Genomic DNA, 20,875 nt, shown 5'->3' on the forward strand with positions numbered 1-20,875 from the left:
GCTCCCTCCTCGACGTTTCGCGCGAACGGTCCCAACGGTCCTCGAAGACCAGTCGCATACGGCTCGAGGGCGAATGGAAGGGCAGAGGTGACGGCGCGGACGGAGGGCATTCCGCGCCCTTTCCCGCGGCCCGCCGCACAGGCGACAGCGTGTCGCGAGAGGTACGCCTTCACTGCCGCGGTCGCACAACTGGCGTGAGGCGGGCCCGGGTGCCGCGTCGGCGGCACCCGGGACCCGCCCCCCTTCGGTCGCCGTCTCAGGCGGCCGAGGACGCGGCCCGCACGGGGCGGCTGCCGTCCAACTCCCGCTCGGTACGCCGCAGCACGATCGAGTCGGCGATCTCACCGCTGCGCACCGCGACGTTCGACAGCAGTGACGACGACAGGCCGTGACTGTGCTCGGTACCGCCTTGCAGGTAGACGCCGCACGTCAGCTCGGTTCCCGTGACCAGGCGGTAGTCACGCGTCACCCGGTGCCTGCCCGCCTGGTCGCGCTGGAAGTTGTGGTCGAAGTCGCCGAGCAGGCGAGCCGGGTCCAGGCCGTCGTAGCCGGTCGCGAACACCAGGGCGTCGACGGCCAGTTCCTCCCTGCTGTCGTCGAGCAGTGAGTGCAGCACCACCCGTGTGGCGTCGCGGGCGGTCTCGATCGTGTCGACCCGGGTGAGGTTGCGGAAGTGCAACCGCTGGCTGCCGCGGACCTGTTCGTCGTAGGAGCGCTGGTACAGGGCCCGGATGACGTCGGCGTCGACCACCGAGTAGTTGGTGTTGCGGTGGTAGCGCCAGAAGGAGTCCTGGGCGCGCTCGGTGCCGTAGTAGTACTGGTCCACCGCGCTGGGGTCGAAGACCTGGTTCGCGAAGGGGGTGTCGTCGGCGACGGAGTACCCGTAGGAGGGGATGACGGCGCAGACCTCGGCGTGCGGCAGCGAGTCGTACAGGAACCGGGTGATCTCGGCCGCGCTCTGGCCGGCGCCGACCACCGCCACGCTCTTGAGGTCGCCGGGCGACTGGGCGTGGAACCGGCTGAGGAACTGCGAGCTGTGCCAGACCCGTTCGGTGTTCGTCACGCCCTCGGGCAGGCGGGGTACGAGGCCGGTGGAGATGACCACGTTGCGTGCGCTGACCACGGTGGTGGTGCCATCGCCGGCGCGTACCTCGATGTCCAGGAGGTCCGGCGTGTGGGCCCCGGCGCCGGTGGCGGGCCGTATGGAGGTGACCTCCGCGCCGTAGGTGACCCGGTCGTCCAGCCCGGCGGCCGCCCACTCCAGGTACTGGTGGAACTCCTGCCGGGTCGGGAAGAAGTCCTGGTTGTTGACGAACTGCACCAGGCGGTCCGAGGCGTGCAGGTACGACACGAAGCTGTACCGGGACGTGGGGTTCCGGAAGGTCGCCAGGTCCTTGAGGAAGGAGATCTGCATCGTCGTCGAGGGCAGCAGCATGTTCCGGTGCCAGCCGAAGGTGGTCTGCCGCTCGAAGAAATGCGAGGTGATCGGATGCTGCGGAGAGCTTGCCTCGTGTTCCTCCAGGGCGATGGCGAGCGACATGTTGGACGGGCCGAACCCGATACCGACCACGTCGTAGATTTCCTGGCTGGGCCTATCCGCTATGTCCATAGAAATTTCTCCCGCTTGCGTCTGGAAAACTCGACAGGTGGCTCGAGAGACCGTCGTACAGTGTTCTCCGGAGAGTCTCTGAAAGGCAACTCAAGAGTGGCATGAGGACGGTTCGACGGCCGTAACGATCGCCCGATATCCGAAAGTGTTGTCCCGTCGACGGGACGGGGGTACGGTCGGCGCGGATTCCCAAGATATGCGCGTGGCGGCCTCCGGCGTATGCGCGTCGCCCCGATTCGCAGTCATGCCCCGTGACAATTGCCGAAAGGTGACTCCGCATGTTCGTTCCCAGCTTCTACCGTGAACCCGGCAGTTCGTGGATGGTGGATCTGATCCGAGGCAACCCGCTGGCGCTCGCGGTGACCAACGGAACTCGCGAGAACGGCCCGTTCGCCACGCACCTGCCGGTGATCTTCGACCCCGAGACGTCCGGGGACTGGAGCGGCGACCTTCCGGGAGCCACACTGCTCGGGCACATGAACCGTGCCAACCCGCACTGGGAGGCGCTGGAGACGGGCGCCGTCCTGCTGCTGACGTTCACCGGCCCGCACTCCTACGTCTCCCCGACCGTCTACGAGAAGACGCCGGCGGCCCCGACCTGGAACTTCACCGCGGTCCACGTGCGGGGCGTGGTGGAGAAGATCTCCTCGACCGAGGAGACGCTGGGCGTGGTGCAGTCCACCGTGAGCGCCTTCGAGGAGGGGTTCGGCACCGGCTGGGACATGACCGAATCGCTCGGCTACTTCCGCAAGATCGTGCCCGCCGTGGGGGCCTTCCGGTTCACGGTGACCGGAGCCGAGGGCATGTTCAAGCTCAGCCAGGAGCAGCCCGGCGAGGTGCGCGAGCGGGTGCGGGAGTCGTTCGGGCAGAGCGAGTGCACCTATCGGCGTGAGACCTCGGCGCTGATGAGCCGCCTGCCCTGAACGAGGGCCGCCGCCACGGGCTCGCGGCGTCTCAGGCGCTGATGGCCACGGGGTGGACCTGCTCGGGGAAGCCGTCGGCCCGGGCGTGGTCCGCCCTCACGCCCGTGGCGGGCGCCTCGACCGCCGCGAGCCCGGAGCTCTCCCCGGCCTCCCGTTCCCGCGGAGCGGCGGCTTCCTCCAGCGCACTGGCGGCAGCCGTGTCCAGGGTGGCGAGCACCCACTGCTCGAAGTCGACGCCCAACTGTTCCGCGGCCCGGTGCCACCACTGGAAGCGGCTGCCGGGGACGTCGAGGCGGCGGCTCGGTTCGGCGGCGGTCGCCGGCTGCTGCGGCTCGCCCTGGCGGTCGGCGCGGATGGCGGCGCGCAACTGCTTCGTGGTCCACTGCCGCTGCTCGGCGCGGTCGAGCCACACGTCCTGCTCCTCCAGCGGCATGGACGCCAGCTCCGCGTGGTGCTGGAAGCTCAGGGCCGCCCTGCGCCGGGTGAGGTCGAAACGCCGTGACACCCAGGCGTAGTTGCGCAGCGTCTGGTAGGACAGGCCCGCCGCGCGTATGCCGCGCTGGTAGCGGTCGGTGTAGTGGTCCTTGCCGTACACGAGCCAGTCGCCCAGCCACCACGACGAGGAGTCCAGGACGTCGGCGAGCTGACGCCCGGCGCGTTCCCACTCGTCGTAGGCCATCTTGGCCGGCATCTGCAGGCCCACCTTGGTCGTCAGCACCGGGGCCCGGCGCGGCGCGGTGCGCGGCGGGGGCTGCGGAAGGGCCGTTGCCGAGCCGCCGTGCGATCCCGCCGTCTGACCGGCCTGACGCGTCATCATGCCTCCATGAGATGGGTCCCTAACCGCTGAGAACCCTCCCAGGGCGGGGTGGAGGGCAACCGGAGCCGCACTCGAACGGCCGCACGTCGAACACATCCGCGTGCCGGCGTGAAACCTTCGGTGCCTGGTCCGGGCCCCGACACCCGCTCGCCGGTGTCCGCGCGCACCGGCGCCCGCGGTGGCCGGCGGTCCTGCGGCGGTCCGAACGAGCTGTCCCGGCGACGGGACACCTCCGCCCCGGTCGGAGCCACCGAGGCCGCTGCTCGCCCCCTCGTTCCCCGCAACGGCCATTTCCCGGGCGCCCGACCGGATTTCCCGTGACGGCGGCGTCACCACAGGGCGGTACGCGAATGCGGTGGGTATGTTTCTTTTGAACCCGGTGAGCCGTGCGCCTTCGCGAGGTCTTCCGGTCACGGGTTTCCCCGTTCTGACGGGCTCGGCTTTTTTCGCGTGTGCCGACCGCCTGGACGCCGAAAAGAACCGGATGGAATGTATTTTGTGCCTCTTGGGCCCATATGCCCGTGGAGGGGAGTTCTCTGTTGAACAGGCTTTTCGCGATCACCGCTGCAGACGTCCGTGAATGGGTGCCGGCAGGGGCCCGTACCCCCGCGCACGGGAGGGGACTGTGATGGGTCTCCGACTGGTCACCGTCCGGCCCGGCCCGGACCCCGCCGCTCCCGTCGCCGCCGGCAAGCAGGGCGTTGGGCGGCGGGTCACGGTGCACGTGGACGAGCTGCTGGACGCCGACTCCCCGCGGATCGAGGGTGAGAGCGGTGCGCGCGTGCGGATGCTCGCCGGGGTCGACTCACCGCTGCCACCGATCACGGTGCACCGCCCGACCATGCGGGTCATCGACGGCATGCACCGGCTCAAGGCGGCGCGGCTGCGCGGTGAGGACACCATCGACGTGGAGTTCTTCGAAGGCGGCGAGACGGAGGCCTTCGCCCTGGCGGTCCGGCTGAACCTCGCCCACGGGATGCCGCTTTCGCAGGCCGACCGCGCGGCCGCGGCGCAGCGCATCCTGCGGGCCTGTCCGGACTGGTCCGACCGGCGGATCGCCGCCACCGCCGGGCTCGCGGCAAGCACCGTCGCCTCTCTACGGCGCCGTTCAACCGGCCAGGACGAGCAGTTGAACACCCGGGTGGGCCGGGACGGGCGCAGCCGGCCGCTGCAGGCGGCCGAGGGCCGGTTGCGCGCGAGCCGGGTGATCGCCGCCGACCCCGGGGCGTCGCTCCGGCAGATAGCCATGCAGGCCGGTATCGCCACGGCCACCGCCAAGGACGTGCGGGACCGGATACGGCGGGGGCAGGACCCCCTGCTCCCCAAGAAGCCCACGGAGAAGACCAGTTCCGCCACTCCCGCGCGGTCGGCCGGCAACCGCACCGGCGCCCGTGTTTCCGCCGCCGCCATCGGGCTTCTCCTGCCGAACGTGTGCAAGGACCCCTCGCTGCGCACGGAGGCCGGCCGGACACTGATGCACCTGCTCAGCGTCCACTCCCTCGGCGACGAGGCGAAGTGGCGGCGCCTGGCGCGGAGCGTGCCCGGCCACCGCGCCGACCTTCTCGCGCAGGCGGCCCGCCGCTGCGCCGACCACTGGCTGCGCCTGGCCGACGAGCTCGAGACCCGAGGACGGTGACGGGGCCTCCGTAGGCAAGGCCGGCAGTACGCGACAACACCGGTGCGTACGTATGCACTTGAGGGAGACAGGCCCTCCGGCCTGCGACGTCGGGCGCTTGCCGTGCGCCGCGGCTGAGTCGGACGTGCGTTGCCCGTCAGGTCGCTGCCGCTGTGAGTTGCTGCTGCCCTGCGGGCCGTCTCGACGCGTCCGGCCGTCTCCGGCAGGGGGAGCGAGTGGGGCGCGGCCTCGGCCGCCAGGTCCCGGCGTGGCCATGGGGGAGCCGGGACCGCCGACGGTGTGGGGGTGTGGTGGCCCGCCTCGACCTCGGTACGAGACGTGCCGCGTGCCCGGAGCTAGGAGCAGAACTCCGCGTTCAGGATGGGCAGGATCTCGTCCGCCCGCCAGTCACCGTTGTAGTTGAACGCCAGCTGGTGGCGGCCGTCGTCCGTGAGGGCGACCAGGGACAGCCATCCCACGGTGCCTCCGTCGCGATACCAGATGTCGACGCCGCAGCCCAGTGACAGCCGCTCGATGCCCAGCCCGTAGGACGAGATCGGGAAGTCCGGATTGACGACGGTCGTCTTCATCTCCTTGAGCTGCTGGGCCGGAAGCAGCTTCCCACGCAGCAGGGCCCCGTAGAACCTGTTCAGGTCGCCCGCGCTGGAGATGAGGTCGGTGTTGCCCCACAGCTGCGAGCCGTTCACCTCCGTCACGTCGTCGATGCGGTCCGGCTGCGTGTCCCAGAACAGCTTGGAATAGCCGCGGCTGCTCGGTGCGGGCAGCTGGGCGCCCGTGCCGGGGTTGGACGTCGCCTTGAGCCCCAGCGGCTCGATGATGCGCTGGCGCACCTCGTTCTCGTACGGGCGCCCGCCGACCTTCTCGACGACCATCGCGGCCAGGACGTCGTTCGTGTTGGAGAACCCGTGCCGGGTGCCGGGCGCGAACGCCGGCGGGTGGGTGAGCGCGACCTTGACGCGCTTGTCGTGCGGCAGCGTGTCGTAGCGGTGCTGGAGGTAGCCCTCGCCCTGGACGTACGTGGCGACGTAGTCGCTGTCGGCGAAGTAGTCCGGCAGCCCGCTGGTGTGGTTGAGGAGCTGCCGCACGGTGATGGCGCCGCCGTCGTTGCCGTTGCCCTGCACCAGTCCGGGCAGATGGCGCTCCACGGTGTCGTCCAGCGAGAGCTTCTTCTCCGCCTCCATCTGGAGCAGCACCGTCGCCACGAAGGTGCTGGTGAGGTGCCCGACGCGGAAGCGGTCGTTCTTGCCGCGGGGCTCACGCGTCTTGAGGTCGCCGACGCCCGACGCCGTCTTCCAGACCCCCGCCGCGTCCCGCGCCTCGGCGGCCACACCGGGGATACCGCCCGCGACGGCCGCGTCGATGGCGGCCTTCGTCGCCTGGTGGCCCGGAGTGGGCGCTGTGTCCGCCCCCGCCTGCCCCGTGAGGAAGGTGGCAGTGATCGCCACTGCCGCCACACCCACCGCGCCGGTTCTTGGCTTGTTACGCATCGTCATTCCCCGCTCCTGACAGTCGTCTTATTGGCTGATGCCGTACTTGTGCGGTCCGTCGGCGGCAGAGTAGGTCACCGGTGTTGTGTGCGAACAGCGTGTGAGGCGCGACCCCGAACGGCGACATAGCGGTCGGGCGCCTTCGCGGACACACACGGAACCGAACGCCGGCCTGGCGCGTAGAAGACCCCCACGCCGGCCACTCAATAACCCTTGCACTGCACCGAGTTGGCTAAAAGAAGGTCCTTGATTCCGCATCTGGCGAGACCGTTGGACGCGTCGTCGCGACGACGCGACGACGCGACGACGCGACGGGCGGAGGCGGGGTTGGGGGGCGGGCCGTGGCCGTTCTCCGGGATGTTCCCGGGCAGGGGGCAGCGCCCGACGGCGCGGATGCGCGAGTCCGGTGGGTGTAGGTGACCAGCCGTGCGAGGGCTTGGGCGCGTGGCCTGAGGGGCCGACAGCGGAACCGCGGAGATGCCACCTGGGCATGCCTGTCACCCTGCTCGGCATCGCCTGATCGGTGCGCGAACGACGGTGGCGCACCGGGGACTTGGCACCCCAGCTCACCGTCGACTTGGCACCCCACCGCGCCGCAGCGCGCCGCACCTCAGTGCAGCCCGGCACTGCGGCCAGGACGGCATGCGCCGTGGATCCGGCGGCGGCGGTCCGGCGCGTTCAGCGGTGGTTCGTCAGGAGTGCGCCGTGTCGGGCGTCCCGGGGACCGCCCTCACTGCCCTTGCCGCCGTCACCGCCGACGCGCGGGACGCGTGGAGGGCATCGGTCGCGTCCCGCGCGATCTGCCGCAGCAGCGGCCCCGGGTCGTCCTGGAAGTAGAAGTGACCTCCCTCGAAGACCCGCAGGCCCGCGAAGCGCACGGCGTGTTCTGCCCAGCCCGCCATGTGGCCGGGGGAGGCCGAGTGGTCCTCGCCGCCCGCGTACGCGGACAGCGTCACCGGCAGCGGCGGGGCGCCGGGGGTGGGCCGCCAGCTCTCCACCAGGCGCAGGTCGCTCCGGATGACGGGCGCGAGGAGGGCCCACAGTTCTGGGTCGTCGAAGATCTCGTCAGGCGTGCCGTCGAGTGACTTCAGCCGGCTGCACAGTTCGGCGTCGGGCAGTTCGTGGTACCGCCGGTCGGGGCCGGCCGACTGCGGTGCCGGGCGCGCGGAGACGCCGACCCACACCGGCGGCGGCAGTTCCCGCTCGGCGGCCCGCCGCGTCATCTCGTACGCCACCAGCGCGCCCATGCTGTGCCCGAACAGGGCGTAGGGGGAACGCAGTTCCGGCTCGATGGCGCGCAGCAGGAAGTCGGCGAGGAGACCCGCGTCGCTGATCAGCGGCTGGTCGAGGAGTACGCCGTGGCCGGGTGCGTCGAGCAGCCGTACGTCCCAGGCGGCGGGCAGCTGGGCGGGCCAGTGCCGGTAGAGCACGTGCGAGCCTCCCGCGTGGTGCAGAACGAACAGGCGCAGGGCGTCCGGGGCACTGTCCATCGCGATCACCCTTCTCGTTCGGCGGCGGCGCACCTCGCACCCTAGGGCCTGTCACTTGGATCATGCCGGCGTCGCGGGGTCCGGCACGCACCAGACCCCGCTCGGGTCGGCCAAGGCGAACTGTTTGTCACGGCCGGCCTGCTCCGAACGACAGACCCTAGAGCGGCGCCGGGCGGCCCGGGCGGGGGAGGGAGGCGCGCTCCGCCGCAGGTGTGGCGGCTCTCGAGTGATCCTCAGGCGTTCCGCCCGGCCGGTCCGCGAGCGCGGCATCGTGGCACAGGAGGGCCGCCCGGTACAGAGACTGCCGGCGGTGGCCGGTGCCGCCTGGTGCCGGGGTGCCCGGCGCTTCCTCCGCCCTTGTAGCGCCGAGGGCCGGGTCCCTAACGTGACGTGGCATCGCCGGGTCGCCGCCGGTGCGGGGTGTCCTGTCGACCGGACACTCGCACGGGTGTCCTGTCGACCGGACGGGCCTCCCCTCGGTGAGGTGTACCCGGCGTCCGCCGGCCTTCGGCCCGGCGGTTTCCCATCTGCAGTCACCCCATGACGGACAAGGACGGTGCCAGTTGAGCACGAACCCCTTTGACGACGCGGACGGCCGCTTCTACGTGGTGGTCAACGACGAGGAGCAGCACTCCCTGTGGCCGGTGTTCGCCGAGGTGCCCGCCGGCTGGCGTGTGGTGTTCGGTGAGGCCGCCAGGGCCGACTGCCTGGAGTACGTCGAGCAGAACTGGACCGACCTGCGGCCCAAGAGCCTGCAGGAGGCGATGGCGGCGGACTGAGCGGGCCCGCCGCGCGGGGCCGGGTCCGAGTACCGCCGGAATCCGCCCCCGTGCACCGGAAGGGGCCCCCGGCGCGAGCGCCGCGGCCCGCCGGGCCCGGCTCCGCGGGAAGAAGCGGCGATCGCCGCCGGGCCGGCCCGACCGCGGCGGCATGCCCGGGAAGCCCGGGAAGAGAGACACATCGAGTGGGGAGATGAAGGCTGTGACGGGGGCTGTGAGGACCGCGAGCGGGTACCGGGCCAGGCCGGCGGAGCACCGTGGCGAGCCCGTGCAGGGCGACGCGCTGTTGTCCTTCGTGGGCAGGCAGGCCACCGTGGGCAAGTCGGGCATGACCTTCCCGCAGAATCTGCCGGAGCGGTCCTGGGAGCAGATCGGCACCAACCTGCGCGAACTGGTGAACTCCTCCGCGTGGTGGCTCGGCGACTGGCTGATCTACGGGGAGGCCACCTACGGCTGGCGGCGCTACAAGGAGGCCGTCGAGCGGACCGGGCTGGACTACCAGACCCTGCGCAACTACGCGTGGGTGGCCCGGAGGTTCGAGCACGACCGACGGCGCGACGGTCTCAGCTTCGCCCATCACGCCGAGGTGACCCGCCTCTCGCCCCCCGAGCAGGACTACTGGCTGCGCAAGGCCGAGCAGCACAAGTGGTCGCGCAACGAACTGCGCCGCGCCCTGCGCGCGGGCCTGGCGGTGCAGAGCGATGCCGCCGGATCCCCCGCGACGGGCGGCGCCGAGCGACCGGAGGCGTCCCGTCCCACCGAGCCGGCCACCGGCTCGACCGTCCTCCAGGACCGACAAGAGGGGCAGGGCGCGGCCGGTGGCGCCACGCTCACCATCGAGCTCTCCGCAGGCCAGTTGGAGCACTGCTCGAAGGCCGCTGCCGCGCACGGTCTGTCCCTCACCCAGTGGGCGGCCCGCGTGCTGGAGGCCGCCGACCGGCCGGCCGTCCTTCGGCCCGGCGCCTGACGCCACGAACGCCGGTCCCGCCCACGCGGGGCGACCCGGCTCACTGTTCGACCGACCTTCCTCACATCGGAGCCAGTTGATGATCCTTCAGGGAAAGCGGGTTGCCCTGCCCCCGGTGCCCGTCGTCCACCGCCAGTTCGAGGCGCACGCGCTGGCCACCCCCGACGCCGTCGCCGTCCGCTGGGCCGGCCGGCAGATCACGTACGCCGAGCTGGACGTGCGGGCGAACCGGTTCGCGCGCTTCCTGGGCCTGCGCGGCCACGGCCGGGGCGCGAAGGTCGGCGTCTGCCTCGACTACTCCATCGACATGCTCGTCGCCATCCTCGGCACCCTGAAGGCGGGCGCGGCCTACGTCCCCTTCGACCCCGCCTATCCCGCGGCGAGGCTGGAGCTGCTGCTGGGCCAGGTCCCGGACCTCGCGCTCATCGTGGCGTCCCCGGCGACCGCGGGCATGGTCGAGTCGGCGACCGTCGACGTCATCGACCTGGAGCAGCTCACCGAGCACCTGGAGGCGCTCCCCGCGACCTCACCGGACGTCGACGTCACCGGCGACGACGTGTGCTACGCCGTCTTCACCTCGGGCTCGACCGGCACGCCGAAGCTGACCGCGGTGCGCCACGAGGGCTGGTTCAACCTGATGAACTGGCTCAAGACCGAGTACGGCCTGCACAGCGGCTCCCACAACCTCATCGTCAGCGCGTTCGGCTTCGACCTCTCCCAACGGGCCCTGATGACACCGCTTTTCTGCGGTGCCACGCAGTACCTGATGGCCAGCCGCAACTTCGATGCCATGATGGCGTACCGCATCCTGAGCGAGCACGAGATCCGCGTGGTGCACTGCGCCTCCAGCACCCTGTACGTGCTGGTCGACTGGGAGCGGGCACGGGGCGGTGACGCGCTCACCCGCCTCGACTACGTGCTCTTCGGCGGTGAGGCACTCAAGCCCGAACGTCTCACCGGGTGGGCCCGCCGAGAGGGCAACACCTGCACCCTGCTGCACCAGTACGGCGTCGCCGAGTGCACGGACGTCGCCACCTCCTACGACCTGGCCCACTACCGCTCCGGCGAGCAGGACATCGCCCCGGTGGGCACCCCGGCCTACAACACCGACATCCACCTCCTGGACGAGCAGCTGCGCGGCGTCGGACCGGGGGAGTACGGCGAGATCTGCATCGCCGGGGCCGGAGTCGGCGCGGGTTACCTGGGCGCGGCGGGGCCCGAGAACGACAAGTTCGCCACCGTCCTCGTCGACGGCGCACCGTTGCGGCTGTACCGCACGGGCGACCGCGGCTACGTGACCGAAGCGGGCCACCTGGTCGTGGCCGGCCGGATGGACGCCCAGGTCAAGGTGCGCGGCATGCGCATCGACCCCACCGACATCGAACGGGCCCTGGGCAAGCTGGCCGGTGTCCGGGAGGCCGCCGTGGTGGCCATGTACACGGACTCCGGCGAGGCCGAGCTGACCGCGTTCCTGGTCCCCAGCCGGGACGAGCTCACCGAGGACGACGTACGCACCCGGCTGCTCAGGACGCTGCCGCGGAACATGGTCCCCGCCCGCTTCGTGAACATCCTGCGCCTGCCGCTGAGTCCGCACGGGAAGGTCGACCGCGCGGCACTCATCGGCTCACTCAAGACCTATGCCGGCAGCGGCACGGCGGCCTAGCCGTCCCGCCCTGCGACACCATCAGGAAGGACAGCGATGACCGCCGACAGCGTGCGCGCCATCTGGTGCCGGGAACTGGGCCGCGACGACATCGCGCCCGACGACGACTTCTTCGCCCTGGGCGGCCAGTCCGTGATCATGGTCGGGATCCAGGGGGCCTTCATGGAGGAACTGGGGGTCGAGGTGCCCATGGACCAGATGTTCCTCAACCCCACGGTGGCCTCCATCTCCGCCTACATCGAGTCCCAGCGCACCCTGGCCCCCTGACATCCGGGGCCGGCACCACCGTCGCGGCCCCGCCGCGCGGCACAGCACGGCGGCAGCGACCGCACACCACCGCGGCCGCTGGCCCACCCCGGGCGCGGTCGCTGCCCCGCCGCCCGTGCCCCGCCGCGACCTGTTCGCCGGGCCGCACCCCCCAACGGGCCGCACCGCACGGGCACTTCACGGCCTCGGCCGCAGTGCGTCAGACAACTACCTGGTAAGAGAGGCGCGCCATGTACGACGTGATTGTCATCGGTGCCCGTTGTGCGGGTTCGCCGACGGCCATGCTGTTCGCCCGGCAGGGCTACCGTGTCCTGCTCCTGGAGAAGGCGCAGTTCCCGCAGGACACCCTGTCCTCCCACTACATCCACATGCAGGGCATGGCGCTGCTGAAGCGCTGGGGCCTGCTGGACGCGCTGCGCGACGCGGGCTGCCGGCCGATCACCCGCCAGAGCTACGAGGGCCCGGGTGTTCGCATCGACGGCTTCTCCGAGCCGCTGGAGGGCCTGCACCACACCTACGCGCCCCGGCGCTACGTCCTCGACCCGATCCTCGCCGAGGGCGCCGTGGCGGCCGGCGTGGAGTTCCGCCAGTCCTGCCAGGTCAAGGACCTCGTGTGGGAGGACGACCGGGTCGTGGGCGTGCGCTACAGCACGCCCGGCGGCACCGAGACCGAGGACCGGGCCCGCCTGGTCGTCGGCGCGGACGGCATGCGCTCCGTGGTGGCCCGCAAGGCCGGCGCGCCCAACGTCATCGAGCACCCGCGGGTGACGTGCACCTACTACAGCTACTGGGCGGACGTACCGTCGCACTTCGAGCTGTACGAGCGGCCGGGCCGCTGGATCGGCGTCATCCCGACCAACGACGACCTCACGCTGCTCATGACCTACTTCCCGCAGGAGGAGTACAACGACGTCCGCAAGGGGGTCGAACCCTTCTACCTCGACTCCTTCCGCACGACGGCGCCCGAGCTGTACGAGCGGATGGCGGCCGGCCGGCGGGTGGAGCAGCTGTACGGCACGGGCCACCAGGAGAACTACTTCCGCAAGGCGTACGGACCCGGCTGGGTGCTGGTCGGTGACGCGGTCAACCACAAGGACTCCATCACCGCCCGCGGCATCACCGAGGCGTTCGTCCAGGCCCAGTCCCTCACCGGCCACATCGGGGAGAACCTGCACGACGACGCCGCACTGCGCACGGCCCTGCGCCGCTACGAGAACGATCTGAGCGGCGAAGCCCTGAGCCAGTACCAGGGCGCGCTGAACGTGGCCGAACTCAAGCCCCAGGGGCGGGTCGAGATGCTCCAGAAACTGGTCGGCCACCAGGAGCACATCGACCGCTACTTCTCGACGCTGTCGGGGGCGTGCTCCATCGACGACTTCTACAACGACGACCTGCTGACCCTGCTCGACCTGAGCTGAGCTGCCACCCGCTCCCTCCTGGTTCTCGCCGATTTGGAGAAACAATGATCCCGTTGTCGTTCGCGCAGCGTCGGCTGTGGTTCGTGGACCGCTTCGAAGGCCCTTCGCCGACCTACAACGGCGCTTTCGCCCTGCGGCTGACCGGCGAGCTGAGCGTGGCGGCGCTGGAGGCGGCGCTGGGCGATGTCGTCGACCGGCACGAGGTGCTGCGCACGGTGATCGTCGAGAGTGACGACGGCGTGCCGCACCAGCGGGTCCTGCCGCTGGAGCAGGCGCCGTTGGCGCTGCCGGTCCTCGACGTCACGCGGCAGGAACGGGCGGCGGCGATCGAGGAGGCCGCCACCGGGACCTTCGACCTGGCCGCCGACATCCCGATCCGCGCCCGGCTGCTCCGCAGCGGCCCGCGCGAGCACACCCTCGTCGTGGTCGCGCACCACATCGCCGTGGACGGGGAGTCCTTCGGGCCGCTGTTCCGCGACCTGACCACCGCCTACGCCGCCCGCGCCGAGGGCCGTGCGCCGGCGTGGGAGGTCCTGCCGGTGCAGTACGCCGACTACACGCTGTGGCAGCGTGAGGTGCTGGGCGACGAGAGCGACCCGGAGAGCCTGTCCGCCCGCCAACTCGACTACTGGCGCACGGCGTTGGCCGACCTGCCGCAGCCGCTGGCCCTGCCCACGGACCGGCCGCGCCCCCGGGTGATGAGCCCCGACGGCGACCGGATCCCCTTCGACATCGAAGCCGACCTGCTCGCGGCCGTGGAGAAGCTGGCCACGGAGGCGGACACCACCGTCTCGATGGTCATGCACTCGGCCCTGGCGGTGCTCCTGCACCACCTGGGCTGCGGCGACGACGTGTCCATCGGCGCGCCGATCACCGACCGCACCGACGAGGAACTCCGCGATCTCGTCGGGTTCTTCGTCAACACCTGGGTGCTGCGCGTCGACCTCTCGGGGAACCCGGACTTCCGCGGGCTGCTGGGGCAGGTGCGGGAGCGTTCGCTGGCCGCCTACGACCACCAGGACCTGCCCTTCGAGCGGCTGGTGGAGCTCCTCAACCCGGACCGCTCCACCGCCTACAACCCCTTCTTCCAGGTCATGCTGTCCTGGCAGCCGCCGGTACCGGACCTCCAACTCCCGGGCCTGGGCGTCGAGGTGGAGCGGCTGGAGACCGGCACGGCCAAGTTCGAGCTGTTCTTCGACCTGCTGCCGAACGGGTCCGGCGGGGCGAACTGCCGCCTGGAGTACGCGGCGGGCCTCTTCGACCGGGACACCGCCGAGAGCATCGCGCGGCGCTTCGTCCGCGTCCTGCGGCGGCTGACCGCCGACCCGCGGCGCCCGGTCGCCACCCTCGACGTCCTGGACGACAGCGAGCGCACCCTGCTGCTGACCCCCTCCGTCGAGGCTGCCGCCGCGGTGCCCGAGACGACGGTCCCGCGGCTGTTCGAGCGCCAGGTCGCCCGCACCCCCGACGCCCCGGCCCTGGAATGCCAGGGACGCATCCTCACCTACCGTGAGCTGGACGACCGCGCCAACGCCGTCGCCTGGCAGCTGCTGCGCGGCGGCGCCGGACCGGAGGACCTGGTCCTGCTCGCGCTGCCCCGCACCGAGGACCTGGTGGCCGGCCTGCTGGGCATCCTCAAGTCCGGCGCCGGATACGTGCCGCTGGACCCGCGCTACCTCGCCGGCCGTGCCCCCAGCGTGCTGCGCGAAGCCGCCCCCCGCTTCGCGGTCACCGACACCGCGACCGGCCAGGAGCTGCCCGCGAGCGGCCTCACCGTGATCGACGTCGACGGGCGCGCCCACTGGGAAACCCCGCAGGGCGCACCGGACGACAGCGACCGCAGGGCCCCGCTCACCGGCGACAACCTGGCCTACGTGATGTACACCTCCGGTTCCACCGGCACCCCCAAGGGCGCGGCCATCACGCACCGGGGTGTCGTCGACGGAGTGCGCGAGCTGGTGCGCGTCGTGGGCACCGAGCCGGGCCGGCGGATGCTGGCCGCCACCTCCGTCAACTTCGACGTCTCGGTCTTCGAGCTGCTGACCACCCTGAGCACCGGCGGAACCGCCGAACTGGTCGACAACGCACTGGCCTTGGGGGAGCGCGACGGCTGGGACGGCCACGTCGTCAGCGGCGTGCCCACCGTGCTCACCGAACTGGCGGGCCGCCTGGACAAGGCGCCGGACGTGCACACCGTGGTCTGCGCGGGCGACGTGCTGCCGGGCCGGCTCGTGCACCAGGTGCGCCAGGCCCTGCCCGAGGCGCGCATCGTCAACTGCTACGGGCAGAGCGAGAGTTTCTACGCCACGACCTTCACCCTGGAGCCGTCCGAGGAGTGGGACGACGGCGACGTCGTGCCCATCGGCACCCCGCTGGGCAACATGAGCGCCTACGTGCTGGGCCCGGGACTGGCGCCGGTGCCGCCGGGCGTCATCGGCGAGCTGTACGTCGCCGGCACCTGCCTGGGCCGCGGCTACCACGGCCGGCCGTCCCTGACCGCCGAACGCTTCGTCGCCAGCCCCTTCGGGGCCCCCGGCGAGCGGATGTACCGCACGGGCGACCTGGCCCGCAGGAACGCGCGCGGCCGACTGGAGTGCGTGGGCCGCAGCGACGGCCAGGTCAAGGTGCGGGGATTCCGCATCGAGACGGCCGAGGTCGAGGCGGCGATCACCCGCCACCCCGGCATCAGCGAGGCCCTGGTGATCAGCCGGGAGGTGCCCGCGGGCGGCCGTCGGCTGGTCGCCTACGTGGTGCACACCGGCGAGGGCGGCGTCGGCGACGACGGAGCCGGCGGGATCGGCGACGTGGATGTGCTGGCCGGCGCGTCCTCCGCCGAGCTGCGCAAGTTCGTCGCGGCGCGTCTGCCCGACTACATGGTGCCCTCGGCGTTCGTCGCTCTGGGCCGGCTGCCGCTGGGACCCACCGGCAAACTGGACCGCTCGGCCCTGCCCGAGCCGGAGTTCGGCGGCGAGACCTACCGCGAGCCCCGCACCGACACCGAGAAGATCATCACCGCCGCGTACGCGGACGTCCTGGGCGTGGACCGGGTCGGCGTCGACGACGACTTCTTCGCCGCCGGCGGCGACAGCCTGCGCTCCATCCAGGTGGTGGCCCGCGCCCGCGCCCGGGGCCTGGAGCTGTCCACCCGGGAGATCTTCGAGTGCCGTACGGCCGCCCGCCTCGCCGAGGCGGCCCGCGACCGCCAGGGCCGGGTGCCCGTGCTGGCCGAGGACGAGAGCGGCGGCATCGGAGCGATGCCGCTGCCCCCGGTGGCCCGCCAGGTGTTCGAGCACGGCGGCGGCATGAACCGGTTCGCCATGTCGATGGTCCTCGAACTGCCCGACGGCATCACCGCCGACACCCTGAGCGCCACCCTGGACGCCGTTCTGGAACGCCACGACCTGCTCCGCGCCCGCCTCGAAGACGGCCCGCAGCCCCAGCTCGTGGTGCCCGCCCCGGGCAGCGTGCGCGCCGCGGACCTCGTCCGGCGCGTCGCGTGCGACGGCCGCTGGGACGATCCTTCGCTGCTGGCGGCCGCCCGGCAGGAGCTCCACGAAGCGGTCGGCCGCCTCGATCCGCGCGCCGGCACCATGGCGGACTTCGTTTGGTTCGCCCCGCCGTCGGGTGCGGGCAGGCTGCTGGTGGTCCTGCACCACCTGGTGGTGGACGGCGTCTCCTGGCGCATCCTGATGGCGGACTTCGCCCAGGCCTGGCAGCAGGTGCGGCGCGGGCACCGGCCCGAACTGCCCGCGGTCGGCACCTCGGCCCGCCGCTGGGCGGCCGCCCTCGCCGACGAGGCGCTGGACCCGCGCCGGGAGACCGAACTGGCGTACTGGCGCGACCTCCTCGAAGCGTCCGACCCGCCGCTGGGCAGCCGGGCCCTCGACCCGGCACAGGACGTGTGGTCCACCCTGGACACCGTCCGGGTGGAGCTGCCCGCCGACGTCACCGAAGCGGTGCTCACCACCCTGCCCGCCGCGTTCCGCGGCACCGGGACCGACGTGCTGCTCGCCGCACTCGCCCTGGCCGTCGACCACTGGCGCTCCGCAGACACCCCGACCCTGGTCCGCCTGGAGGGGCACGGCCGCGAGGAGGACGCCGTCCCGGGCGCCGACCTCTCGCGCACCGTCGGCTGGTTCACCACCATGTACCCGGCCCGGATCGACGTCCGCACCGTCGACCTGGCCGACGTGCTGGCCGGCGGCCCCGCCGCCGCCACCGCGATCAAGCTGGTCAAGGAGCAGCTGCGCCGGATCCCGGACAAGGGCCTGGGCTACGGGCTGCTGCGCTATCTCAACCCGGACGGCGCCGAACAGCTCGAAGACCTGGCCGTGCCGCAGATCGGCTTCAACTACCTCGGCCGGATCTCCGACACCGATGTGCCCGAGGAGCTGCGCAGCGACGGCTGGGGCCCCGCGTCCTGGTCCGCGGAGCTGATCGCCCAGCCGGACGGGGACCTTCCCGCGCTGTCCGCCCTGGAGGTCAACTCCGTCGCCACGGACACCGCCGACGGCACGCGACTGCAGGCCGCGTTCCTGTTCCCGCAGGGGGTGCTGACCCGCGAGCAGGCCACGGAGGTGGCCGAGCTGTGGGTGCGGGTGCTGCACGGCATGGCCGCGCACGCCGCCCGCCCGCTCGTCGGCGGGCTCACCCCCTCCGACGCCCCGCTGGTCACCGTGCGCCAGGGCGACATCGAGACCTGGGAGGAGCGCTACGGCCGGCTGGCCGAGGTGTGGCCGCAGGCCCCGGGCCAGTCCGGCATCCAGTTCCAGGCGGCGCTCGCCGACGGCGCCTTCGACGTCTACCACATGCAGTTCGTGCTGCATCTGTCCGGACCCGTCGACGCGGCACGCATGCGGGCGGCCGGGCAGGCGCTGCTGGAGCGCCACCCCAACCTGCGCTCGGCGTTCGTCACCACCGCCGACGGCGAACCGGTGCAGGTCGTGCCGGAGCACGTCGCGCTGCCCTGGCGGCACATCGACGTGAGCGGGCTGGACGACAGCGGCCAGGAAGCCGCCCTGGACAAGGCCCTCGCCGACGACCGGGCCGAGCAACTGGACCCCGCCCGGCCCCCGTTGTTCCGCCTCACCCAGCTGACCTGCGGGCCGACGCGGACCAAGCTCGTCATCACCGCCCACCACACGCTGTTCGACGGCTGGTCCTCGCCGATGGTGATCACCGATCTGGTCCGGCTGTACGCGGACGGCGGGGACCTCGCCCCGGTGCGCAGCTACGGCGACTACCTGGCCTGGCTGTCCAGGCAGGACCGGCCGGCCTCGGCCGCCCGCTGGAAGAGCGAGCTGGAGGGATTCGACCAGCCGACCCTGGTCGCCGCGGACCTGGTCCCCACCGGACAGGCGTCCTCACTGGGGCGCATCGAGGTGCCGCTGTCCATCGACAAGGGCCGCGAACTGGCCCGGCGCGCCGCCCAGTTGGGTGTCACCCTGAACACGCTGCTGCAAGGCGCCTGGGCGGTCCTACTGGGCAAGCTGACCGGGCAGCAGGACGTGGTGTTCGGCGCCGCCGTCAACGGCCGCCCCTCGGACCTCAGCGGCTCGGACGAAATGGTCGGCCTGTTCATCAACACCCTGCCGACGCGGGCCCTGTGCCGGCCCGGCCAGAGCCTGGGCGAGGTCATCACCGATCTGCAGAACCGGCAGATCAGCCTCCTCGACCACCACTACTACGGGCTGGCCGACATCCAGCGCGGTGTGGGGCTGCCCAGCCTGTTCGACACGATCGTGGTGTTCGAGAACTATCCCGTGGACCGGGAGGGCATCGTCGAGGCGAACACCTCGGCGGGCTTCACCATCGACGCCATCAGGCCGTTCGCCGGCTCGCACTACCCCCTCACCCTCAACTCCTCCGACCCCTACCTGCGGCTGTCCCTGGACTACCAGACCGACCTGTTCGACCGGGCAGCCGCCGAGACGATCGCGGCCCGCCTCGTACGGGTCCTGGAGCAGGTGCTCGCCGACCCCACGGTGCCCGTCGCCGGCGTCGACGTGCTGGCCGACGACGAGCGGGACCGGCTGGTGCGGCGGGTGAACGACACCGCGCACCCCGTGGCCGCGACCACCCTGCCGGACGCGTTCGAGGCCCAGGTGAGCCGCGACCCCGAGCGCGTCGCGGTCATCGCCGAGGACGAGCAGCTCACGTACGGGGAGTTCAACCGGCGGGCGAACCGGCTGGCGCACTGGCTCATCGAGCAGGGCGCCGGTCCCGAGCAGCTCGTCGCGGTGAGGATCCCCCGCTCGGTGGACCTGATGGTGGCGATCTACGCGGTGGTCAAGGCGGGTGCCGCCTACGTGCCCGTCGACACGGAACTGCCCGCCGACCGGGTGCGGCACGTGCTGGACAGCGCGAAGCCGCTCCTGGTCCTGGACAGCGCCCTTCCCGACGTCGCCGGATACCCGGAGACCGACCCCGCGCGGACCCTGTCGCCCGACAACGCCGCGTACGTCATCTACACCTCCGGCTCCACCGGCGGCCCCAAGGGCGTGCCGGTCGCGCACCGGGCGATCACGAACCGGCTGAAGTGGGGACTGGCGCACTTCGACGTGACGCCCGAGGACCGGGTGCTGCTGAGCACGACGGCGAGCTTCGACGTGTCGGTGCCCGAGCTGTTCGCACCGCTGCAGGCCGGCGCCGCCGTCGTCGTCGCCCGCCCGGACGGGCGCCGCGACCCGGCCTACCTGGCGCAGCTGATCCAGCGGCACCAGGTCACCGGCGCGGACTTCGTGCCCTCGCTGCTGGAGACGTTCGTCGCCGAACCCACCGCCGCGCAGTGCACCAGCCTGCGCTGGATCGAGGTCGCCGGCGAGGCGTTCCCGGCCGCCCTGGCCAACAAGTTCACCACCCTGCTGCCCGGCTGCACCGCCCACAACGTCTACGGGCCCACCGAGGCGTCCGTGGAGGTCACGCACTGGCAGCACGTGCCCGGTGCCGACCGCGTCCCCATCGGCACCCCCATCTGGAACACGCAGGTGTACGTCCTGGACGCGGCCCTGCGCCCGGTGGCGCCCGGCGTCACCGGCGAGCTGTACCTGGCCGGCACCCAGCTGGCCCGCGGCTACCTGGGCCAGAGTGCCCTGAGCGCGGCCCGCTTCGTCGCCTGCCCCTTCGGCACGCCGGGAACGCGCATGTACCGGACCGGCGACGTCGTGCGGTGGACCGGGGACGGGCAGGTCGAGTACATCGGCCGCTCCGACTTCCAGGTCAAGATGCGCGGGTTCCGCATCGAGCTCGGCGAGATCGAGCAGGTGCTGGCCGCGCACCCGGGCGTGGAGAGCGCGGTGGCCGTGGTGCGCGAGGACCACGCCGACGACCAGCGCCTGGTCGCCTATGTGGTGCCCGCCGCCGGCACGCACGAGCCGTCCGGTCCGGACGTCGCCGTGCTGACGGCCCTCGCCCGCGAGCACCTGCCCGCCTACATGGTCCCCTCGGCGATCGTCGTGCTGGAGCGGTTCCCGCAGACACCCAGCGGCAAGCTCGACCGCGGGGCGCTGCCCGCACCCGAACGCACCGAGACCGCCACCGGACGAGGACCGCGCAACCGTGACGAGGAAGTCCTGTGCCGGCTGTTCGCGGAGCTGCTCGGCGTCGAGGAGATCGGCATCGACGCCGACTTCTTCGACAACGGAGGGCACTCCCTGCTGGCCACCCGGCTGATCGGCCGCATCCGCAACGAGCTCAAGGTCGACGTGAAGGTCACCACCGTGTTCCGCAGTCCGACCGTCGCCGAACTGGCGGGCCACATCAAGAAGTCGGGCAAGTCGAACCGCCTCCAGCTGCGCCAGATGAACGTTTAGGAGCTGCA

The 20,875-nt window shown here is 71.9% G+C and carries 12 protein-coding genes; 8 read left to right on the forward strand and 4 right to left on the reverse strand.

Features of this window, described 5'->3' with window-relative positions; translation table 11 throughout:
- Nucleotides 1-256: 256 nt before the first annotated feature.
- The gene (locus tag ACWGIS_RS15850; RefSeq protein ID WP_453362983.1) at nucleotides 257-1,609 is read right to left on the reverse strand and encodes a lysine N(6)-hydroxylase/L-ornithine N(5)-oxygenase family protein; all 1,353 of its coding nucleotides are present in this window, start codon (nucleotides 1,607-1,609) and stop codon (nucleotides 257-259) included.
- A 278-nt stretch (nucleotides 1,610-1,887) separates the two neighbouring features.
- On the opposite strand from ACWGIS_RS15850, the gene ACWGIS_RS15855 reads away from it, so the two are divergent.
- Complete coding sequence (locus tag ACWGIS_RS15855) at nucleotides 1,888-2,532, forward strand: FMN-binding negative transcriptional regulator (protein WP_453362984.1); 645 nt, start codon at nucleotides 1,888-1,890, stop codon at nucleotides 2,530-2,532.
- Between the two features lie 31 nt (nucleotides 2,533-2,563).
- Here the strand turns inward: ACWGIS_RS15855 and ACWGIS_RS15860 are convergent, their stop codons facing one another.
- Nucleotides 2,564-3,349, reverse strand: coding sequence for an LmbU family transcriptional regulator (locus ACWGIS_RS15860; RefSeq protein WP_453362985.1), 786 nt, complete (start codon nucleotides 3,347-3,349; stop codon nucleotides 2,564-2,566).
- Between the two features lie 628 nt (nucleotides 3,350-3,977).
- On the opposite strand from ACWGIS_RS15860, the gene ACWGIS_RS15865 reads away from it, so the two are divergent.
- Entirely contained in the window at nucleotides 3,978-4,985 is a 1,008-nt protein-coding gene (locus ACWGIS_RS15865; protein WP_453362986.1) for a ParB/RepB/Spo0J family partition protein, read from the forward strand.
- Nucleotides 4,986-5,320: 335 nt separating this feature from the next.
- Here the strand turns inward: ACWGIS_RS15865 and ACWGIS_RS15870 are convergent, their stop codons facing one another.
- Both ACWGIS_RS15870 and ACWGIS_RS15875 read right to left on the reverse strand, forming a co-directional pair.
- Entirely contained in the window at nucleotides 5,321-6,430 is a 1,110-nt protein-coding gene (locus ACWGIS_RS15870) for a serine hydrolase domain-containing protein (RefSeq protein WP_453362987.1), read from the reverse strand.
- A gap of 734 nt (nucleotides 6,431-7,164) precedes the next feature.
- Nucleotides 7,165-7,962, reverse strand: coding sequence for a thioesterase II family protein (locus ACWGIS_RS15875; RefSeq protein ID WP_453362988.1), 798 nt, complete (start codon nucleotides 7,960-7,962; stop codon nucleotides 7,165-7,167).
- A gap of 563 nt (nucleotides 7,963-8,525) precedes the next feature.
- Here ACWGIS_RS15875 and ACWGIS_RS15880 point away from each other — a divergent pair.
- The 6 genes from ACWGIS_RS15880 to ACWGIS_RS15905 all read left to right on the forward strand — a co-directional run bounded on the left by ACWGIS_RS15880 (nucleotide 8,526) and on the right by ACWGIS_RS15905 (nucleotide 20,867).
- A complete protein-coding gene (locus tag ACWGIS_RS15880) occupies nucleotides 8,526-8,741 on the forward strand; it encodes an MbtH family protein (protein ID WP_453362989.1) in 216 nt (71 codons plus the stop codon).
- Nucleotides 8,742-8,934: 193 nt separating this feature from the next.
- Complete coding sequence (locus tag ACWGIS_RS15885) at nucleotides 8,935-9,708, forward strand: LmbU family transcriptional regulator (RefSeq protein ID WP_453362990.1); 774 nt, start codon at nucleotides 8,935-8,937, stop codon at nucleotides 9,706-9,708.
- 79 nt (nucleotides 9,709-9,787) lie between these two features.
- Nucleotides 9,788-11,371: an amino acid adenylation domain-containing protein gene (locus tag ACWGIS_RS15890; RefSeq protein WP_453362991.1), complete on the forward strand. Its 1,584-nt coding sequence runs from the start codon at nucleotides 9,788-9,790 to the stop codon at nucleotides 11,369-11,371.
- Between the two features lie 36 nt (nucleotides 11,372-11,407).
- Nucleotides 11,408-11,638 (forward strand): acyl carrier protein, encoded by a 231-nt coding sequence (locus ACWGIS_RS15895; RefSeq protein ID WP_453362992.1) that lies wholly within the window; start codon nucleotides 11,408-11,410, stop codon nucleotides 11,636-11,638.
- A gap of 230 nt (nucleotides 11,639-11,868) precedes the next feature.
- The gene (locus ACWGIS_RS15900; RefSeq protein ID WP_453362993.1) at nucleotides 11,869-13,056 is read left to right on the forward strand and encodes an NAD(P)/FAD-dependent oxidoreductase; all 1,188 of its coding nucleotides are present in this window, start codon (nucleotides 11,869-11,871) and stop codon (nucleotides 13,054-13,056) included.
- 44 nt (nucleotides 13,057-13,100) lie between these two features.
- Nucleotides 13,101-20,867, forward strand: a complete 7,767-nt coding sequence (locus tag ACWGIS_RS15905) for an amino acid adenylation domain-containing protein (protein WP_453362994.1) — start codon at nucleotides 13,101-13,103, stop codon at nucleotides 20,865-20,867.
- The last annotated feature ends 8 nt before the right edge of the window (nucleotides 20,868-20,875 follow it).

The organism is Streptomyces sp. NPDC054842 (genome assembly GCF_053611025.1).

Coding starts and splice junctions, on each gene's coding strand:
- ACWGIS_RS15905 (WP_453362994.1), top strand. CDS start 13,101: ATGATCCCGTTGTCGTTCGCGCAGCGTCGGCTGTGGTTCGTGGACCGC.
- ACWGIS_RS15895 (WP_453362992.1), top strand. CDS start 11,408: ATGACCGCCGACAGCGTGCGCGCCATCTGGTGCCGGGAACTGGGCCGC.
- ACWGIS_RS15865 (WP_453362986.1), top strand. CDS start 3,978: ATGGGTCTCCGACTGGTCACCGTCCGGCCCGGCCCGGACCCCGCCGCT.
- ACWGIS_RS15890 (WP_453362991.1), top strand. CDS start 9,788: ATGATCCTTCAGGGAAAGCGGGTTGCCCTGCCCCCGGTGCCCGTCGTC.
- ACWGIS_RS15860 (WP_453362985.1), bottom strand. CDS start 3,349: ATGATGACGCGTCAGGCCGGTCAGACGGCGGGATCGCACGGCGGCTCG.
- ACWGIS_RS15855 (WP_453362984.1), top strand. CDS start 1,888: ATGTTCGTTCCCAGCTTCTACCGTGAACCCGGCAGTTCGTGGATGGTG.
- ACWGIS_RS15900 (WP_453362993.1), top strand. CDS start 11,869: ATGTACGACGTGATTGTCATCGGTGCCCGTTGTGCGGGTTCGCCGACG.
- ACWGIS_RS15875 (WP_453362988.1), bottom strand. CDS start 7,962: ATGGACAGTGCCCCGGACGCCCTGCGCCTGTTCGTTCTGCACCACGCG.
- ACWGIS_RS15850 (WP_453362983.1), bottom strand. CDS start 1,609: ATGGACATAGCGGATAGGCCCAGCCAGGAAATCTACGACGTGGTCGGT.
- ACWGIS_RS15885 (WP_453362990.1), top strand. CDS start 8,935: ATGAAGGCTGTGACGGGGGCTGTGAGGACCGCGAGCGGGTACCGGGCC.